Source organism: Methylobacterium sp. Leaf118, from assembly GCF_920984675.1.
Lineage (GTDB): Bacteria > Pseudomonadota > Alphaproteobacteria > Rhizobiales > Beijerinckiaceae > Methylobacterium.
This window is the reverse complement of record NZ_CAKLBV010000006.1, coordinates 55,100-73,275: the sequence shown is the minus strand read 5'-3', so window position 1 is coordinate 73,275 and position 18,176 is coordinate 55,100. Positions and strand designations below refer to the sequence as shown.

At 70.1% G+C, this 18,176-nt stretch carries 18 protein-coding genes and 2 pseudogenes; 11 read left to right on the top strand and 9 right to left on the bottom strand.

Translation table 11 applies throughout. The annotated features are described in order from the left end of the window. Positions 1–153: 153 nt before the first annotated feature. Genes LW587_RS04470 through LW587_RS04460 form a run of 3 tightly spaced genes read left to right on the top strand, consistent with a single transcriptional unit; the run spans position 154 to position 3,562 of the window. Complete coding sequence (locus LW587_RS04470; protein WP_232628393.1) at positions 154–2,037, top strand: MHYT domain-containing protein; 1,884 nt, start codon at positions 154–156, stop codon at positions 2,035–2,037. Between the two features lie 2 nt (positions 2,038–2,039). Beyond that, positions 2,040–2,486 (top strand): response regulator, encoded by a 447-nt coding sequence (locus tag LW587_RS04465; protein ID WP_232628392.1) that lies wholly within the window; start codon positions 2,040–2,042, stop codon positions 2,484–2,486. A gap of 38 nt (positions 2,487–2,524) precedes the next feature. Further along, complete coding sequence (locus tag LW587_RS04460) at positions 2,525–3,562, top strand: sensor histidine kinase (RefSeq protein ID WP_232628391.1); 1,038 nt, start codon at positions 2,525–2,527, stop codon at positions 3,560–3,562. A 53-nt stretch (positions 3,563–3,615) separates the two neighbouring features. On the opposite strand, the gene LW587_RS04455 is transcribed toward LW587_RS04460, so the two are convergent. The 4 genes from LW587_RS04455 to LW587_RS04440 form a co-directional block, all read right to left on the bottom strand. Beyond that, a complete protein-coding gene (locus tag LW587_RS04455) occupies positions 3,616–4,515 on the bottom strand; it encodes an MBL fold metallo-hydrolase (RefSeq protein WP_232628390.1) in 900 nt (299 codons plus the stop codon). 178 nt (positions 4,516–4,693) lie between these two features. Further along, positions 4,694–4,960 (bottom strand): DUF2312 domain-containing protein, encoded by a 267-nt coding sequence (locus tag LW587_RS04450; RefSeq protein WP_003601858.1) that lies wholly within the window; start codon positions 4,958–4,960, stop codon positions 4,694–4,696. A gap of 128 nt (positions 4,961–5,088) precedes the next feature. Further along, the gene (locus tag LW587_RS04445; protein WP_232628389.1) at positions 5,089–5,397 is read right to left on the bottom strand and encodes a DUF1244 domain-containing protein; all 309 of its coding nucleotides are present in this window, start codon (positions 5,395–5,397) and stop codon (positions 5,089–5,091) included. Between the two features lie 58 nt (positions 5,398–5,455). Continuing rightward, complete coding sequence (locus tag LW587_RS04440) at positions 5,456–6,238, bottom strand: N-formylglutamate amidohydrolase (protein WP_232628388.1); 783 nt, start codon at positions 6,236–6,238, stop codon at positions 5,456–5,458. Between the two features lie 214 nt (positions 6,239–6,452). On the opposite strand from LW587_RS04440, the gene LW587_RS04435 reads away from it, so the two are divergent. From LW587_RS04435 to LW587_RS04425, 4 genes and pseudogenes are all read left to right on the top strand, one after another. Then, positions 6,453–7,766 (top strand): glycerate kinase type-2 family protein, encoded by a 1,314-nt coding sequence (locus LW587_RS04435; protein WP_232628387.1) that lies wholly within the window; start codon positions 6,453–6,455, stop codon positions 7,764–7,766. Beyond that, positions 7,732–8,226, top strand: coding sequence for a DUF1036 domain-containing protein (locus LW587_RS04430; protein ID WP_232628386.1), 495 nt, complete (start codon positions 7,732–7,734; stop codon positions 8,224–8,226). Before LW587_RS04435 ends, LW587_RS04430 begins: the two co-directional genes overlap by 35 nt. Positions 8,227–8,314: 88 nt before the next feature. Next, a pseudogene (locus LW587_RS24200) lies at positions 8,315–8,617 on the top strand (Arm DNA-binding domain-containing protein); the annotation flags it as partial. A 50-nt stretch (positions 8,618–8,667) separates the two neighbouring features. Further along, positions 8,668–9,403 (top strand): annotated as a pseudogene (locus LW587_RS04425) (IS630 family transposase); the annotation flags it as partial. Here the strand turns inward: LW587_RS04425 and LW587_RS04420 are convergent. From LW587_RS04420 to LW587_RS04400, 5 genes are all read right to left on the bottom strand, one after another. Then, positions 9,376–10,977 carry a PepSY-associated TM helix domain-containing protein gene (locus LW587_RS04420; RefSeq protein WP_232628385.1) on the bottom strand — a complete coding sequence of 534 codons (1,602 nt, stop codon included), beginning with the start codon at positions 10,975–10,977 and terminating at the stop codon, positions 9,376–9,378. The pseudogene LW587_RS04425 and the gene LW587_RS04420 sit on opposite strands and share 28 nt — an antisense overlap. Next, positions 10,974–11,276 (bottom strand): iron transporter, encoded by a 303-nt coding sequence (locus LW587_RS04415; RefSeq protein ID WP_232628384.1) that lies wholly within the window; start codon positions 11,274–11,276, stop codon positions 10,974–10,976. The genes LW587_RS04420 and LW587_RS04415 overlap by 4 nt, the downstream gene beginning before the upstream one ends. A gap of 58 nt (positions 11,277–11,334) precedes the next feature. Next, positions 11,335–13,836, bottom strand: a complete 2,502-nt coding sequence (locus LW587_RS04410; RefSeq protein WP_442919090.1) for a TonB-dependent siderophore receptor — start codon at positions 13,834–13,836, stop codon at positions 11,335–11,337. Positions 13,837–14,029: 193 nt separating this feature from the next. Then, a complete protein-coding gene (locus LW587_RS04405) occupies positions 14,030–15,004 on the bottom strand; it encodes a FecR family protein (protein WP_232628382.1) in 975 nt (324 codons plus the stop codon). A gap of 87 nt (positions 15,005–15,091) precedes the next feature. Next, entirely contained in the window at positions 15,092–15,601 is a 510-nt protein-coding gene (locus tag LW587_RS04400) for an RNA polymerase sigma factor (protein ID WP_232628381.1), read from the bottom strand. 61 nt (positions 15,602–15,662) lie between these two features. Here LW587_RS04400 and LW587_RS04395 point away from each other — a divergent pair, with 61 nt between their 5' ends. From LW587_RS04395 to LW587_RS04380, 4 genes are all read left to right on the top strand, one after another. Next, complete coding sequence (locus LW587_RS04395; RefSeq protein WP_232628380.1) at positions 15,663–15,866, top strand: hypothetical protein; 204 nt, start codon at positions 15,663–15,665, stop codon at positions 15,864–15,866. Between the two features lie 65 nt (positions 15,867–15,931). After that, a complete protein-coding gene (locus LW587_RS04390) occupies positions 15,932–16,519 on the top strand; it encodes a hypothetical protein (protein WP_232628379.1) in 588 nt (195 codons plus the stop codon). 83 nt (positions 16,520–16,602) lie between these two features. Continuing rightward, positions 16,603–17,100, top strand: coding sequence for an HAD domain-containing protein (locus LW587_RS04385; protein WP_232628378.1), 498 nt, complete (start codon positions 16,603–16,605; stop codon positions 17,098–17,100). A 240-nt stretch (positions 17,101–17,340) separates the two neighbouring features. Further along, positions 17,341–18,087: a hypothetical protein gene (locus tag LW587_RS04380; RefSeq protein ID WP_232628377.1), complete on the top strand. Its 747-nt coding sequence runs from the start codon at positions 17,341–17,343 to the stop codon at positions 18,085–18,087. The last annotated feature ends 89 nt before the right edge of the window (positions 18,088–18,176 follow it).

The following is an 18,176-nucleotide window of genomic DNA, read 5'->3' as shown; positions in this document are numbered from 1 at the left end:
CTCGGCGCGGCCCCTGGGCTCCGCGCCCGCGTCGGTGCGGTGGCGGCGCCCTTGCGGGTGTCCCCGCGGCGCCCCGGTGCGCGCGCGAAGGCGATGGCCACCGCCGCCGCGCCGAGCTAGCCTGAAGGGCTCGCATCCGACGCCGAAACCCGAATGATGCCCAACGGCTACAACCCGGCGCTCGTGGCGCTGTCGATCGCCATCGCGGTGTTCGCCTCCTACACCGCCCTCGACCTGGCGAGCCGGATGCGCGGCGCCGGCCCCCGGCTGCGGCTCGCGTGGCTGTCGGGGGCGGCGCTCGCCATGGGCGGGGGCATCTGGTCGATGCATTTCGTCGGGATGCTGGCCTTCGAGATGGGCCTGCCCGCGGCCTACGATCTCGGCCTCGCGCTGCTGTCCCTTGCCCTCGCGGTCGGCGTCACCGGGGCGGCCCTCGCCTATGTCGCCCGCGAGGGATCCCGGACCCGGGACATCCTCGTCGGCGGCCCCGTCATGGGGCTGGGCGTCGCGGCGATGCATTACACCGGCATGGCGGCGATGCGGGTGCACGGCAGCGTCGCCTACAGCCCGCCGGTGGTCGCCGTCTCGGTCATTATCGCGGTCACCGCCGCGACCGCCGCCCTGTGGCTCACCGTCCGGCCGAGCGGCGTCGGACAGAAGCTCGGGGCGGCCGGCATCATGGGGCTGGCGGTCGCCGGGATGCACTATACCGGCATGGCGGCGGCGACCTTCACGGCGGAGGCCGCCGGGGTGCATGCCGGCCACCTCGACGTCGCGGGCGTGAACCACCAGACCCTCGCGCTCACCGTGGCGGGCGCCACCTTCGTCATCCTGTTCCTCGCGATCCTCGCCACCTCGTCCGACCAGCAGAGGGTCGCGCGCGAGCTGCGCGCCAGCGAGGAGCGGTTCCGCGCCGCAGTCCAGGCGGTGCGCGGCGTGCTGTGGACCAACGATCCGCAGGGCCGCATGACCGGCGAGCAGCCCGGCTGGGCGGCGCTGACCGGTCAGTCGCGGGCGGAGTACGAGGGCTATGGCTGGGCCAATGCCGTCCATCCGGACGACCGGGCGGCCAGCGTCGAGGCCTGGAACCGGACGGTCGCCGCACGGAGCACCTTCGTCCACGAGCACCGGGTCCGGGCCAGGGACGGCACGTGGCGCCACTTCGCCATCCGGGCGGTGCCCGTGCTCGAGGCCCAGGGCGCGATTCGCGAATGGGTCGGCGTGCACACCGACATCACCGAACAGCGCGAGGCGGAAGGCGAGTTGCGGGAGTCGAACGAGGAGATTCAGCGCTACGCCTACATCGTCAGCCACGATCTGCGGTCGCCTCTCGTCAATGTGATGGGCTTCACGAGCGAGCTGGAGGCGACCCGCGAGGAGGTGCGCGCGGCGCTCAAGGACCATCCGCAGGCCGGGCGGATCGACGCCGACATGGAGGAGGCGCTGGGCTTCATCCGCGCCGCCATCACCCGGATGGAGGGGCTGATCACCGCCATCCTCAAGCTGTCGCGGGAGGGCCGCCGCCGGTTCGATCCGGAGCCTCTCGTCATGACGGACCTCCTGCGGAGCCTCGCCGACGCGCAGCGCCATCAGGCGGAGAGCCGCGGCGCGGTCGTCACGATCGCCCCGGATCTGCCGGAGATCGTGGCCGATCGGCTCGCCGTCGAGCAGATCTTCGCCAACCTGATCGACAACGCCCTCAAATATCTCGACCCCGCGCGGCCGGGCCGGATCGACGTCACCGCCACGCCCGCTCCGGGCGGGCGCGTCCGTTACGCGGTGGCGGATAACGGCCGGGGCATCGCCCCCCACGACCACGCCCGCGTGTTCGAGCTGTTCCGCCGCTCCGGCGTGCAGGACCGGCCCGGCGAGGGCATCGGCCTCGCCCACGTCAAGGCGCTGACCCGGGCCCTCGGCGGACGCATCGAACTCTCGTCCACCCTCGGCACCGGCACCACCTTCACGGTGACGCTGCCGCGCGGGACCGCTACAGGCAAAAGGGCGGCGGCGGAACCGGCGCGCCTGGCCGCCGAATGACGATGGAGCCCGCCTTGCATCCCGTCTGCATCGTGATGATCGAGGACGACGAGGGCCATGCCCGGCTCATCGAGCGCAACATCCGTCGCGCCGGCGTCAACAACGAGATCGTGCCCTTCCGCGACGGCACCTCGGCGCTGTCCTATCTGATGGGCCCCGACGGCACGGGCGAGGTGAGCGCGCGGCGCCACCTCCTCGTCCTGCTCGACCTCAACCTGCCGGACATGACCGGCATCGACATCCTGGAGCGGATCAAGGCCAACCCGCATACCCGCCGCTCACCCGTCGTGGTGCTCACCACGACCGACGATGCCCGCGAGATCCAGCGCTGCTACGATCTCGGGGCCAACGTCTACATCACCAAGCCAGTGAACTACGAAGGCTTCTCGAACGCGATCCGCCAGCTCGGGCTGTTCTTCTCGGTGATGCAGGTTCCGGAGACCCCATGAGCCCGCATCCATGAGCCCGCATCCATGAGACGACGCCGATGAGCGCGCCCGCGGCACGCATCCTCTATATCGACGACGATCCAGGGCTCGGTCGCCTCGTGCAGCGCGCGCTGCAGGCCCGCGGCTACGTGGTGGAGACCGCCCTCGACGGCGAGGCGGGGCTGGCGCGGCTGCAAGGGGGCGGGATCGACCTCGTCGCCCTCGACCATCACATGCCGGGCCGGACCGGCCTCGACCTGCTGCCGGCGATCCGGGCCCTCCCGGAGGCGCCGCCGGTCGTCTACGTCACCGGCTCGGAGGACAGCCGGGTCGCGGTGGCCGCCCTCAAGGCGGGGGCGGTCGATTACGTCTGGAAGGACGTGCAGGGCCAATTCCGCGAGCTGCTCGGCGAGGCGGTCGGCACGGCCCTGGGCGCGGAGGCCCTGCGCCGGGACAAGGAGCGGGCGGAGGCGGCGGTGCGCGAGGCCCGCGACCGGGCCGAATTGCTGCTACGCGAGGTCAACCACCGGGTCGCCAACTCGCTGACGCTGGTGGCGGCCCTCGCCCGCATGCAGACCAACGCGGTCAAGGATCCGGCCGCCAAGGAGGCGCTGGAGGAGATGCAGGCGCGCATCTCGGCCATCGCCGGCATCCACCGCCGCCTCTACACCTCGCAGGACGTCGAGGCGGTGGAGCTCGACGCCTATCTCGCAGGCCTCGTGGAGGAGTTGCAGCTCGCCATGAAGGCCTCGGGACGCGACCACGCCATCCGCCTGCGGGCCGAACCGATCCGCCTTGCCACCGACAAGGCCGTCTCCCTCGGCGTCGTCGTGACCGAACTCGTCACCAACGCCTACAAATACGCCTATCCGGGCAACGCCGCGGGCGAGATCCGGGTCACCGTCGCGCGGGACGGGCCCGACACCCTGTCGCTGGCGGTCGAGGATGACGGCATCGGCTGGACCGGCGAGGGCGAGGCGAAGGGCACGGGCCTCGGCTCCCGCATCATCCGGGCGATGGCCTCGAACCTGCGCTCCGCCCTCACCTACGTCCCGGTCGGGCCCGGCACGCGGGCGGTCCTGTCGTTCCAGGCCTGAGCGGACGCGCCCGGCCGGTTGCCGCGGTCGCTGAACCGCCGCCGAGTACCCGCTCACGGCGCGCGGTAGGCCGAGCCGTCCTCGGCGCGGGCCGGTCGCGCGACGTAGCGTCCCGCATCCGGCACGGCGACGCGGGCGAAATCCCGGGCGAGGGCGTGGAGGGCGCGCCGTAGTTCGGGGCCCGCCAGGGGGCGGCCATGGCCGGTCACCGCGCGCTCCGGCTCCAGCGCCGCGAGCGCCCGCACCGAGGCCTCGGCGGCGGGCCAGTCGAGGGTCAGGTATTTCGGCGGCCCGTGCAGCTCCGGAGCCTGAACCGTCACCGCGTAGGCGGATTCCTGGGCCGTCGTCACGAAGGCATCGCCGACGATCAGGCTGCGGTCGGCCGCCCGCCAGAACGAGACATGGCCGGGGGAATGGCCGGGGGTGTGGAGCCAGCGCCAGCCCGGCATCGGCGGCACGCTGCCATCCGCGGGCAGGATGTGCAGGCGCTCCGACACGTCGACGGGCTTGGTCGGGTAGAGGGGCGAGAGGCGGGCCATGAGCCCCCCGCCGACGCTCGGGTCGGGCGCCGGATAGGCGGCGCTCCCGTCGAGATAGGGCCGCTCGAGGGCATGGGCGTAGACCGGCGCGTCCCAGTCCCGAGCGAGGTCCGCCAGCACGCCGACATGATCGAAATGGCCGTGCGTGAGCACGATGGCGGCCGGGCGAGCGCCGGCGCCGAAGCGGGAGGCGGCGGCGTCGCGGATCGCGGAGGCCGAGCCCACAATCCCGGCATCGACCAGGACCCAGCCCCGGTCCCCGGCGCCGGGCGGACCGACGAAGACCACGTTGACGAGGACGAGGCGGCGATAGGCGAGATCGGGGGCGACCGCGTGGGTGCCGTCGTCGCGCGCGGCATCCGCGCGCGGATCGTCGGCGCGGGCCTGCGGGTCGATCGGGATCTGCTGTGCCACGGCCGCCTCCTTGCCCGAGCGGCGCGGAGCGCCGTCCTGTCGGGGAAGGCAGGCGGGAGGCGCGATGGTTCCCGAGGGTGCGCGGCGCCGCCCCGAACAGCATGCGCGGTGGCCCCGGCTTGAGGACCGCCACGCTTGGGGAGCGCCACGCTTGGGGAGCCGCCGCGATGCCGACGGGCTACGCCATCCCGAGCGCCTGGAGGTAGAGTTCGAGGATCGCCTCTTCCTCCTGGCGCTCGTCGTGATCGCGCTTGCGCAGGGAGATGATCTTGCGCAGCACCTTCACATCGAAGCCGTTGGCCTTGGCCTCGGCATAGACGTCCTTGATGTCGCCCGCGATGCCGGCCTTCTCCTCCTCGAGGCGCTCGATGCGCTCGATGATGCTCTTGAGCTGGTCGGCCGCGACGGAGGACGGGTCGACGGCGGGGGCAGGCGATGCGGCCATGGCGGCGCTCCTTCAGGCGGGGCGGCGGGCCGGCCGCGAAGGGCCGGCACACCGGATCGTCCGGGGTTAGCCCATCAACCTTACCCAGCCGTTGATGCCGCCAGGCCCGACCGCGGAGACCACCGCCGTCAGTGACCTTTGGTCGGGGCCGCGTCGAAGCGGGCCTTCTGATCCGGGCTCGCCTCGGTCTGGTGCTGCCGCTTCCAGTCCTCATAGGGCATGCCATAGACCTCCTCGCGGCTCTGATCCTTGGTGAGCGGCAGGCCGCGGGCGTCCGCCGCGTCCTTGAGCCAGTTCGACAGGCAGTTCCGGCAGAACCCCGCCAGATTCATCATGTCGATGTTCTGCACATCAGTGCGGTTGCGCAGATGCGCGACGAGGCGGCGGAATACGGCCGCCTCCAATTCGGTCTGGGTGGCGGGGTCGATCTGGCTCATCGGGCAGGTTCCTGGCGGTGTCACGCGTCCGCTCAGGTCGTCCCGCGCCCCCGGCGCGTCAAGCGGGCCGGTTCAGCATCGGCCTGAGCAGGACGGCGAAGCGCTGCGCCCATTCCTCCTGTCCCTCGGGGCCGCCGATCAGATCCTGGCGGATCTCGATGAGCGCGTTGGGCAGGCCGCGGGCGGTGGCGTGACGGTCGATCGTGTCGCCGGGCAGCCCCCCGCCATAGGGCTGGTTGTCGCCCACGCACAGGCCGGCCGGGTCGGCCTGGAGGGCGTCGAGGATGGGGCGAGCCATGCGCGCATCCCGATCGTAGAGCACGCCGACCTGCCAGGGACGGGCGACGGTGCGCCAGAACGGGGTGAAACTGTGCATCGTCAGGATCATCGGCGGCGCGCCCGCGGCCTCCGCCCGCGCGACCGCCGCGTCCACGGCGCGGTCGAACGGCACGTAGAAGCGGCGAATTCGCTCGGCGATGCCGGCCGCGTCGATGCGGGCATTGCCCGGCACGATCGCCCCGTCGGAGAGGCGCATCACCAGGGTCGGGTCGCGCCGCCCGCGATTGGGGTCGATGATGAGCCGCGAGAACTGCGTCAGCACCGCCGGCACGCCGAGTTCGGCCGCGAGCCGCCGCGTCACCGCCGCGGCACCGATGTCGTAGGCGATGTGGCGGGAGAATTCCCGCTCCGGGACGCCGAGGCGGGCGAGATCGTCCGGCACGTGGTTCGAGGCATGCTCGCAGACGAGAAGCAGGCCGCGGGCGGGATCGCCGTCGATCTGTTCGACGGGCTGTTCGGGACGCAGTTCCGCGTCCCGGCTGGCGAGATCGGGGGAGAGCATGGCGCTTATCTGGGCCGATCGCGTGCGATCGAAAGGGGTTGTCCGGCAGCGACATGCCGGATCGGTGCCAAGCGCATTCCCCCGCTCCGGCACCGTCAAAAAGAATGCGGAGCGCGGCGAAAGTTTTGTGAGGCCGCCGAGGCTTGCCGTGTCGCCGGGGCTCGGGCAAGCAAGCCCCAAACAAGACTGCGCCAAAAATTCCGCGAGGACGCCCATGACCGCCCCTGCCCCGACCGATCCGGCCATCCGGGACCAGCGCGCCCTCCTCTCCGCCCTCCTCGACGAGGCCATCGCCGCCGCCCATCCGCGCAAGTGCCTGCCGGGGCATCTGCCGGCGCCGACGCCGGGCCGGCTCCTCATCCTGGGCGCGGGCAAGGCCGGCGGGTCCATGGCCGCGGTGGCGAGCCGGTTCTACCGCCAGGAACACGGGGTTCCGGAGGAGCGCATCGTCGGCCTCGCGGTCGCCCGCCACGGCTACGGCGAGGACGCGCCGGGCATCCGCATGATCGAGGCCGGCCATCCGGTGCCGGACGCCGCCGGCATCGAGGCGACGAAGGCCGCGCTCGCCATCGCCGAGAGCGCCGGGCCCGAGGACGAGGTGCTGGTGCTGCTCTCGGGCGGCGGCTCCGCCAACTGGATCGCGCCGGCCGGCGACCTGACGCTGGCCGAGAAGCAGGCGATCACGAAGGCGCTGCTGCGCTCGGGCGCGCCGATCAACGAGATCAACGCCGTGCGCAAGCACCTCTCGCGCATCAAGGGCGGGCGCCTCGCGGTCGCGGCGAAGAACGCGAAAAGCATCCTCACGCTCGCGATCTCCGACGTGCCGCACGACGACCCCTCGGTGATCGCCTCCGGCCCGACCGTGCCCGACCCCTCGACCCTCGCCGACGCCCTGGCGATCTGCGAGCGGCGCGGCATCACCCTGCCGGATTCCGCCCACGCCCTGCTCACCGACTCCGCCAACGAGACCCCGAAGGCGGGCGATCCGGCCTTCGCCCGGGCGGAGTACCGCATCATCGCCCGGCCGATCGACGCCCTGGAGGCGGCGGCCGAGGCCGCACGCCGGGCCGGCTACGAGCCGGTGATGCTCGGCGCCGATCTCGAAGGCGAGGCCCGGGAGGTCGCAGCCGACCACGCGCGGCTGGCCCTCGACGCCCGGGCGGCGGGGCGGCGGGTCGCGCTGATCTCCGGCGGCGAACTCACGGTGACGATCCGCGGCGAGGGCGACGGCGGTCCGAACCAGGAATACGCGCTGGCGCTGGCGATCGCCCTCAACGGGGCCGCCGACATCGCGGGGATCGCCGCCGACACCGACGGCACCGATGGCGGGCGCGGCGCCGCCACCGACCCGGCCGGCGGCCTCGTCGACCCGACCACCCTGGCGCGGGCCCGCGCCGCGGGGCTCGATCCGCAGGCCATGCTGGCGGACAACGATTCGACGCGATTCTTCGCGACGATCGGCGATCTCGTTCAGCCCGGTCCCACTCGCACCAATGTCAACGATTGCCGCGTCATCCTCGTCGGCTGACTTTCGCACCCCGTTGCGCACCCCGTTACGCACCCCGTTGCGTGCCCTCCTCTGCCTGGCGACCGGGCTGGCCCTGTGGCCGTCCGGCGCCCGGGCGGACCTGCGCCTGTGCAATCAGACCGCCAGCAAGGTCGGCGTGACCCTCGGCTACCGGGACGCGCAGGGCTGGGTGACGGAGGGCTGGTGGGACCTGAAGCCCCGCAATTGCGAGACGCTGCTCAGAGGCACGCTCGCAGCGCAATTCTATTACATCTACGCGGTGGACTACACGCGCGGCGGCGAGTGGAGCGGCCGCGCCCTGATGTGCACCCGCGACACCGCCTTCACGATCCGCGGCGTCGAGGATTGCCTCGCCCGCGGGTTCGACCGCAACGGCTTCATCGAGGTCGATACGGGCCAGCAGAAGAACTGGACGATCCAGCTCTCCGATCCAGGCCAGCCCCTGACTGGGAACCCGTAGCCCGTCGGCGGGCGGGCGCGCCCCCGGTGGCGTTCTACCGGAGGGCGCGGAGTCCGAACGCCGCGGCGGCGACACCGACAGGCGGAGCGTGGTGAGCGACGGGCAGCGGCGGCGGTGGGTCTTCCTGTCCCGGTGGCCGGGCAAGCTGCGCGAGATGGGCCTCGGGATTCCGCGGGATGTGTCGCTGGCGAAGGCACGTGAGGGCGCGGCTCGCGCCCGCGATCTCGTTGCTGAGGGAGCAGACCCGTTGGCCGTGCGGGATGCCGCGCCGGCTTTGGTGGTGACTTTTGGCCAAGTGGCGGACGCGTTCGTGGAGGCGATGACGGCGCAGTGGCGCAACGAGAAGCATGTCGCGCAGTGGCAGATGACCCTGCGGGAATATGCGGCTCCGCTGCGCGAGCGCGCCGTCGGTGCGATTAGCACCGATGACGTCGTGCGAGTGACGAGGCCCGGCCCGAACGCTTCCTGCGAGAGGTGCGCGACGCCTTGGCCGAGCAGGGCGTGCAGACCAGCACGAGCGGTCTGTCACGCTTCTTCGCGCGCCACGGGATCACCCGTAAAAAGGGGCGCTGTTCGCGGCTGAGCAGGAACGGGCCGACGTGAAGGCGGCGCGTGAGGCGTGGTTTGCGGCTCAGCCTGACCTCGACCCCGACACCCTCGTCTTCCTGGACGAGACGGCAGCTGCCACCAACATGGCCCGCCGCTACGGCCGCGCCCCGCGCGGCGAGCGCTGCCGGCTCCTCGTGCCCCAGGGCCATTACAAACGACCACCGTCACCGCCGCTCTGCGCATCACCGGCCTGTGCGCCTTCGACCTCGCGGATGGCGCCACCAATGGCCAGCGCTTTCGCGACGACGTCGCCAACCGCCTCGTCCCGGTGCGGCGCGCCGGCGACATCGTGATCCTCGACAACCTGCAAGCTCACAAGGTCAGCGGCCTCCGCGAGCGGGTCGAGGCGGCCGGCACCCGGCTGCTCTACCTTCCGCCCTATAGCCGCGAGTTCAACCCGATCGAGCAGATCTTCGCCAAGCTGAAAGCCCTGCTGCGGAGCGCAGCCGCCCGCACCGTGCCAGACCTTTGGGACGCCGTCCGGCACGCCTTCACCCGCTTCACCCCAGATGAGTGCCGCAACAGCCTCGCCGCCGCCGGCTACGACAACGACTTGGCCGTCGCTACGCAAGCGGGACCCGCTCTAGTCTTCGTATACACCGCCGACAACCGACCGTGCCGTGGTCTAATCCGAGCACGGGCCGAGACCTTGCGGGCTGCGACGGCGAAAAGAGCGGCAAGTGTGAGCATCGCCCCGTCGAACCACAGGAACAGCACCTCGCCCCCACTGAGCCGGCGCAGCGGATGCGCCTCGACCATGGCGATGTCCGCGGCGGCGACGGCGAGGCAGAGCATAGCGACGAGGGCCAGCATCTCGCTCCAGGCCCTGCGGTGCGGCCGGGCGAGCGGGATCAAGGCTGCGATGATCCAAGCCGCGAAGAAGGCACGGATCTCCCATTCGGCGCGCGAAGCGAGTTCGGTCGGCAGCAGCCGGTTGGCCAGGAAGTACACCGCGATCGCCGCGGGCAGGCCGGCGACGCTGCCGATGTTGAGGGCCTGCACGAGCCGCAGCCCGAAAAAGGGCCGCTCGCTCGCCCTCGGCAGCCGGGCGAGCGACCACAGCACGAGGCCGGTGGCCACCATGGCGCTGCCCATGATCCCGCACAGGAAGAACAGCAGCCGCAAGCCCGTATCGGCGAAATGCGCCACGTGGAGGCCGATCAGGGTGGAGACGGTCTTGGCCGCGGGTTTCAGGTCACCGCCGCGGATCTCCAGCAATGCGCCGCTCGCGCCGTCGAAGGCGATGTGGGTCGGCGTGTGGGCGAGGCCGTGCGGCTCCTCGAACATCGCGACGATGGTCGCCTGGGCATCGCCGAAATGGGTGACGGTCAGCCGTTCGAGCCGCTCCGACACGCTCGCCTGCGCCTGCTCGATCATCGGCCCGAGGGGCGCGGGAGGGGCCGGCCGACCGATAGGCAGGCGCGGCGCCGTGATCCAGCCGGCCTCCGTGAAGAAGGCGCGGGTGTCGCCCTTGTAGGCCGCGGTCACGCCCCAGGGCATGTAGAACGTCGCGAGGGCGACGACGCCGGTATAGGTGATCATCAGGTGGAACGGCAGCGCGAGCACGCCGGTGACGTTGTGGGCGTCGAGGAAGCTGCGCCGCGGCGCCTTGTCCCGGCGGAAGGTGAAGAAGTCGGCAAAGATGCGCTTGTGGGTGACGATGCCCGAGATCAGCGCCACCAGCATGATCATTGCGCAAGTGCCGACGACCCAGCGCCCCCAGAGCGGCGGCATGTGCAGTTCGTAGTGGAAGCGGTAGAGGAAGTCGCCGCCTTCCGTGTCGCGCAACACAGCCTCGGTGCCCGTCGCCGGATCGAGAAGGACATGGCTGGGCGGCTCGCCTGGGCGGTTGCGCCAGAACAGGTCGAGCAATGGTCGGTCGGGCTGCGGCAGGCCGATGAACCACGTCTTGGCCTTCGGAGCGTGCTGCTCGAGATAAGCGACCGCCCGCTCAGCCGCCTTCGGCAGGTCGGCCGTCGCGACGGGCGCGGCCTGGCTCAATTCGGGCCGCATCCAGCGGGAGATGTCGGTGCGGTAGTAGCTGGCGGTGCCGGTGACGAAGATCGCGAACAGCACCCAGCCGACGACGAGGCCAGACCACGTGTGGAGCCACGCCATGGACTGACGGAAGCTGCCCCTCATGGCGCGCCCCGCATCGCCAGCCCGACCAGGCCACCGAGCACCAAGGCCGAGCCCGCGAGCGCCAGCGCCGCCCGCCGGAGCGAGCGCGTCGCGAAGACGGCGACGGCGACGGCCGGCATCAGGACGAAGCTGGCGAGCGTCGCGGCAGCCACTGCCTCGGGCCGTGCCAGCGGCAGCGTGAGCGACAGGAGCGCGGTGGCGAGCCCTGCGAGCCCGTAGCCACCGCCCGCCGCCAGCACGACGCGGCCGGCGACGGAGAGCCGCTCGCGCAAGGTGATCGATCCGCTTCGCGACGCCATTGAGCTCTACCGGTCCGGGCACCGTGTCATGCGCGGCTTGTCTCCCCGCACATCGGCATCAGAAATCGACCGATGCGGACAGGATGAAGGTGCGCGGCGCACCGATACCGAGGAAGCCACGAGCGGCCGAGGCATAATACGCCTCGTCGAACAGGTTCTGGACGGTGGCCCTGAGCAGGACGGGCCTGCCGGCATAGCCCTCGAAGGTATAGCGCACCCCCGCGTCGAACCGGGTCCAGTCCGGAACGACCTGCGTGTTCCCCTGATCGTAGAACACGCTGCTGGAATAGAGGATGCGGCCGGTCAGGGTCAGTCCCGGAAGCATCCACGGCGGCAGATCGACCTCCCCATAGAGGCTGATCGAGGTGTCCGGCACACCGGGCACGTCGTTGCCGTCGAAGGTGCCGCCGGCCGTCTTGGCGAGCTTCGCATCGATGAAGGAGACGCCGCCGAGCAGGCGCACGCCCTCCAAGGGCTCGCCGTAGACGTTGACCTCGACGCCACGGTTGCGCTGCAGGCCGTTCAACCCGAAGATTGGCAGCACCCCGGGAACGGCGGAGGGGGCAGCGAAGGCATTGGGCAGCTCGATCTCGAACAGACCGGTCGTGAGCATGGCCGTACCGAAGTCGATCTTGACGCCGACCTCCTTCTGCTTGCTCACGATCGGCGGGAGGACCGCGCCAGGGTTGTTCACGCCGACGCCTGGTGCAGTCGGCCCCTCAAGAAGCGCCTCGATGTAGTTGCCGTAGAGCGTGAGGTTTTCGAACGGCTGAACCGCGAGCGCGATCGCCGGGCTGAACCGGCCCTCGGCGTAGCCGTAGCTCTGGCTGCCCTGGGTCGGCACCGGCCGCGTCACGAAAGCCTTCGAGACGATGTCCTGGAAGCGTCCGCCGAGGGTCAGAAGGATACGGTCTTCGGCGAAGGACAGGGTGTCGGAGATGCCCACGCTGCGGTAGGTGCCGTCGGCCTGGAGTGGCTGCGCGCCGGCGCGCGGGAAGAGGTTCGCGATGCTGCCGAACGGGAGGTGGACCGGATCGTAGATGTTGGTCTGCACGCTTGGCAGGGCGGGCGGGAAGAAGCCGTTGCGGAAGATCTTGTTGTTGGCCTCGACGGCCGAAACCGTGAGGAAATGCCCGATGAAGCCTGTATCGAAACGGCTGCGGAACCCGACATCGCCGGTGTAACCCTCGATCGCGGTCGGCGCGATCGCGAACGAGTTGGTCGCATTGCCGTTCGTATTGGTGATCGTGAAGAACGAGGACAGCGAGTTCTCGCGGAAGCGGCTGACGCCGCCTGCGAGGTAGACCGTCGTCTCGGGCAGGATGTCGTACTCCATCCGGCCGGCGACCATGTCGTAGACGCTGTCGTTGTACTCGAACCGGCTCGCCGTGTTGATCCGGCCGTTCGGGGCGCGGGGGATGACGATGCCGGGCGCGACCGCGTTGAACAGCGAGGCCGGTGCGGTGACGTTCTGCCGCTGATGGCTCATGTCGAGCGAGGCGCGGAAGCGCTCGCCGCGATAATCGAGCCCGAGGGTCGCGTTGCTCACTTCGAGGGCGTGGTTGTCCAGCGCCGTGTCGCCCGCGCGATAGGCGCCGTTGAAGCGCACGCCCCATTCCTTGAAGTCGCCGTAGCGACGGCCGATGTCGAGATGCGTCCCGAAATTGGCGTTGCTGAAGTAGGAGGTGGTGATCCGCGTCAGCGGCTCGTCGTAGGCGCGCTTGGGGATGAGGTTGATGGTGCCGCCGACGCGACCGACGCCGCCGGTGAGCAGCGCCGTCGGCCCCTTGAGGAGTTCGACGCGCTCGATGCCGTCGAGCTGCATCCGGCGTGGGTTCGCGAGGTAGAACAGGCCGTCGAAAGCGGTGTCGACGTTGGTGACCGAGAAGCCGCGGATGAAGAACGAGTCGCGGTCGCTGAAGAAGGGCGCGTCCGAACGCACGGAAGGGTCGTTGGTGACGATGTCGGCCGCCGAGCGCGCCTCTTGGTTGCGGATGAGCTTTTCGGTGAAGCCGGTCGTGCTGAACGGCGTCTTCATGACGGAGCGGTTGCCGAGAAGGCCGATCCGGGTTCCGGTCGCGACCTGCCCGCCGGCATAGGGGACGGGCGGCTGTCCGACGGTGCCGGAGCGGGGCGGCAGGCCGACGGGGACGATCGCCGTTCCCCGGCCTTCGCCCGCGACGCTCAGCTCGTCGAGGCGCACCGAGCCTGCCGGCTCCGGGCCGAGCTGGACGTAGCGCGGATTGATCAGTGTGATCGTCGAGGCGCCGGCGGGCCTGTAGGTGAGACCGGTGCCCTCCAAGAGCTTGGTCAGGGCGTCGAAGGGAGAGAACTCGCCCTCAAGGCCGTTCGTCTCCAGGGTCGCCGTCAGTTCGGTCGGATAGACCAGTTTGACGCCGGCCTGTTCGGTAAAGGCGACGAGGCCGCTCTCCAGCGATCCCTTCGGAATCCGAAGACGGACATTGGCGGGCCCCGGAGCCGGTGCATGGGAGGAGACATCGGCGCGCACCGCCTCGAGGCTCTGCGCCGAGGCCGCCTGCACCATCACCCCGACCGACACGCCAGCGAGCGCGATCCCCGCGACCCTGCCCCGTGAAACCCTGCCCCGTGAAACCCTGCCCGCCCGCGACGCCATTCCAAGCCCCATCGATCTGCCGAAGGGGCGGCACGCTTCGCGTTCTCTCTCGCCCCTCACTGATCAAGATCAACGAGGGCGTGATCTCCTGACGTCGGGTCCCGACTTTTTTCGTCCCTCAGAGAGGTGAGCCGATCAGCACGAGCAACGGGGACAGGCGCCGGACCCTCACGCCCATCGTGGTGGCGATGACGTCGAGGGCGTCGTCGGTGTCGCGGGGGTCGAAGGCGCCGGTCACCCGCCGCTCGCCGAGGCGGCGGTCGAGGAGGAGGATGCGTCCGTGACGGTAGCGACCGAGTTCGGCCAGGACCGTCGCCAGGGTCTCGCCGGAAAAGAGGAGCCGGCCCTCGCGCCAGGCCAGGCTGCGCTCCACATTCGCCGCGGCTACGGTCAGGGCGACGTCGCCTTCGCGTTGGATCACTTCCCCGGCCGAGACCGGGACCCTCCGGCCCGCCTCCGCGACCTCGACGCGGCCTTCCGCGACACCGACCGGGCTGCCGCTCCCGTCGGCGCGCACGAAGAAGTGGGTTCCGACGGCGCGCACGCTCAGATCCCCGGCCTGTACCGTGAAGGGTCGTCTCGGGTCCGACACAACATCGAAGCTCGCCTCGCCGCGTAGGAGCACGATCCGGCGCTCCTGTTCGGAGAAGCGCAGCACCAGGGCCGTGTCGGTGTTGAGATCGACGCGGCTGCCGTCGGCGAGCGTGGTCTGCGCGATCTCACCGACACCGCTCCAGAGGTCGGCCCGTAGGCGGTCCACGAGGCCGTATCGATCGGCGAGGGCACCCGCGAGCAGCATGGCGGCAGCGAGGCCGAGGATGGGTTTGGACACCCTCTTGGGCCGCCGTACGGCCTTCACCTCGGCAGGGTCGGGCCGGCGATCGGGCAGGTGTCCGAGCTTGCGCCACAGTGCGTCCATCTCGGCATAGGCCTCGGCATGGGCCGGATCGGCGGCCCGCCAAACCTCGAAGGCTGCCCGATCGTCCTCGGTGGCGTCGTGGGAGGACAGTCGGGCGACCCAGCCAGCTGCAGCCTCCACGATCGGATCGTCCGCGCCACCGCTCTCCGCGTCGGTCTGTTCGCTGCCGGCCACGCCGTTCCCCCTGAGGCGCGCCGCAAGCCTGCCGATGCGCTCCCGTCCTTTAGATCAACGAGCCGCCGATCTCCTGAGGGTGCCTCCTCAAAAATCGTTCAGCTGGCAGCGACGGCAGTGCAGGAGTGCCCGGATGATGTGCTTCTCGACCATGTTGCGCGAGATGCCGAGACGGGCAGCGATCTCCCCGTTCGGGAGACCCTCGAAGCGGCTCAGAAGGAACACTTCTCGGCAGCGCGGCGGCAACTGGTCGATGGCGGTAGCGAGGCGTTTCAGCTCCTGCTGCGCGATCAGTTGCCGTTCCGGGAGCGCGAAGCCGTCGATGACGTCCACGAGGTCCACCTCGCTGCCGTCCGCGAACAGCCTGCGTTCGAGCCGGTGCCGGTTGCGGGTGCGCAAGGCGACGTTGTGGGCGATCCGGAAAAGGAGCGCCGAAGGGTGCTCGACGGGCGTGCGCGAGAGGGCCGCGAGCATGCGCAGATAGGTCTCCTGCGTCGCGTCGGCAGCGTCCGTCGGATTGCCGAGCAGGCGCAGGAGGAAGCGCTGGAGCTTCAAACCCTCGCGGCGATGAAGAGCATCGACCGACACCCCTTGCATAAACCCAAGTCCTATCGCTTGACGAACCTCGCACCCCTCCGGATGTCCTGGAGCGGCGCGGATGTGGAAGCAAGAGTTGTGCAAGCAATCTTCTAGTTTGAACGACTTCCAACCTGAAAAGGTGCAGGCAATTAAGCGCCTGTCCGGCCAGCAGGAACTCAATCAGGACAAGGCAACAGAAATTATAATAATTACAATCTCTATCTCAATTCATGCGCATGTTGCATCTTGGCGACAGGCACTTGCCAGCGCCGTCTCGCTCTAAACCTGCGCCATGAATCAGGCCTCGGTGCGCTGTCTGTTCGCTCCGGCCGGTGGCTCGTTGAGGCGATGATGTTCACGCACCGGCTCCCCGCAGCGTTCCAGACACGCGAGGCGGCGCTGTTGCTCGCGATGTGCTTTGTCATCGATTTCGGGCTCGCCTTGTTTCAGGTGCCCTTCGCCGTCGCGCTGGTCCAGGTCCATGGCTGGGACGCGGGCAGCCTCTCTCGAGTTCAGGCGGGGCTCGCGCTTCTCGGCGGCACCCTCGGCGCCCTGGACATCGGCGCCATTGTCGATCGGATCGGACCGCGGCCTGCCCGGCAGGCGCTCCGGCTCGCCTGCACCGTGGCGTTCGGCATTGCGGGATCGCTGATCGCGGCTGGGCTAGCCGCGGGGGCGGGGTCCGTCATTCTCGGGCTCGCCAGCGTCGTGCCGGCGCCCCTCTACGTCGCCGTGCTGCTGGCGAGCCGCGAGGGACGCGCGTCGGCGGTCCAGTTCCAAGTCCATATGGCGGCGGTGAACCTCGGCGACGTTACCGGTGCGGCGCTCGCTGGTGCGCTCGGCGCCTCAACGATCCTTATGGCACTCACGGTGGCGAGCGTGTTCCTGCTCTGCGCGCGCGCTGCGCACGCTCCTCGACCGGGTTCGGCGCAATGAACCGTCGCTGGACGGCTGAGTTGCCGCGCTGTAGCCGTGCGGCGGCGGATGCGGGGTGGCCGCACGGGAACGGGGTCGGCTTCTTGGACGAGCACGGAGGGACGGCACGGCCGACGATCTATCTCGACGTCGACGGCGTCGTGACCACCGTTGGCTATCAGCGGCGGGCGGGCAAGGACAGGCTGAACCCGGCCCAGGTCGCCCGTGTCGCCGCCCTGGTGCGAGCATTCGGCGCGCGAGTGGTCGTCTCCTCCACGTGGCGGGTCGCCGATTGCCGTGCGACTCTCGTCGAGGCGGGTCTGCCCACGGACTGCTTCCATCCCGACTGGCGCACGGCCATCCTCTCCGCCAGCCGCGATGCCCGGACGGGCGCCATGCTCCCCGCCGAGCAGGCCGCGCGCGGCGACGAGATCGCCGAGCACGCGATCCGCAACCGCATCACCCACTACGTCGTCCTCGACGATGTCGAGGTCGGCCCCGCCCATGCGGGGCGGCATGTCCGGCCCGATGCGGAGCATGGCCTGGGTGACGCCGAGGACATCCTTGCCCGACGACTTCTGGCGAGGACGACAAATCCTTGACGCTTCATGCGTCAGGACAGCGCATGCCAGGCATTCATCGGTTTACGCTTTCGTAGCACTTGAACTTTCCGCGACCTCGCGTCATTCGATGACGGTGGTGTGACAGTCGCGTCACTCTGCTCCCGACATCGACAGGGTCTTCGAGACCATCGCCGGACCCGCCCGTTCGGCCATTTCTTCTGACCCTGCCTTGCAGCGTCAGAGTGTGTGTCGCGTCGGTCCACTGCTCGGCAGGAAGGAGTGACGGCAATGCTGCGATTCGCAAACCGGGTTCCGACGTCCGGGCCGTCGCTCGCCGCTCTGGGCATCGTCGAACGCTCGGCCGCCGGGGCCCATGCGTCGCTGCTCGCCACCGGCTGGGCCGAGATCGGCTATGGCTATCACGGCTCCGTCCACGCCCATCCGGACCACCCGGACGTCATCGTGCGCCTCGCTCGCAAGGCCGATGGCTTCGGCGATTACGCGGCTCTTCTCCGCAAGGGCTTCCGGGGTTCCAATGGGCCGCATGCGCCGCGTGTCCACGACCTGTCCGTGAGCCGCTGCGGTGCGTTGATGACGGTGGGCGCGCGCTTGACGAATCCGAGGCCGGACACGTGGTGGTTGGCCTACGCTCACGCCGTCCTTGCAGACCATCCCGGGGTGGCGATGGACGAGGGCGTCCGCCAGCGCTTCAAGGCGGAATGGCCGGCCTACGAGCCCTTCGTCAATCATCCGAGCTTCGACGGGATACGCGAAGATTTCAGGGCTTCGTGGCCGGGGTACGAGGCTTATGTGGCGACGCTGCGCGCCGTCTCTCCCCGTGCGCTCGATCCGAATGTCGGAAACGTCCTCGTCGGCCAGGATGGCAGCCCCGTCGTCAACGACCCGCTCTGCGACGACGGATACGGTCTCTGGCGGTCTCCGCTGTCACGGTTGATCGCACGCATCGCGAACGCTCTCCGCCGTCTGGCCGATGGACCTTCGGCTCGGGGGCCTGCGACCGCCTGATCGCGGCCGAGACGGTGGATGCAGCGTTGCGCATGCCGAAGCGGGCGACTGATGCCGGGCCCCTGATCGACGCTCAGCGCCCGCGATGT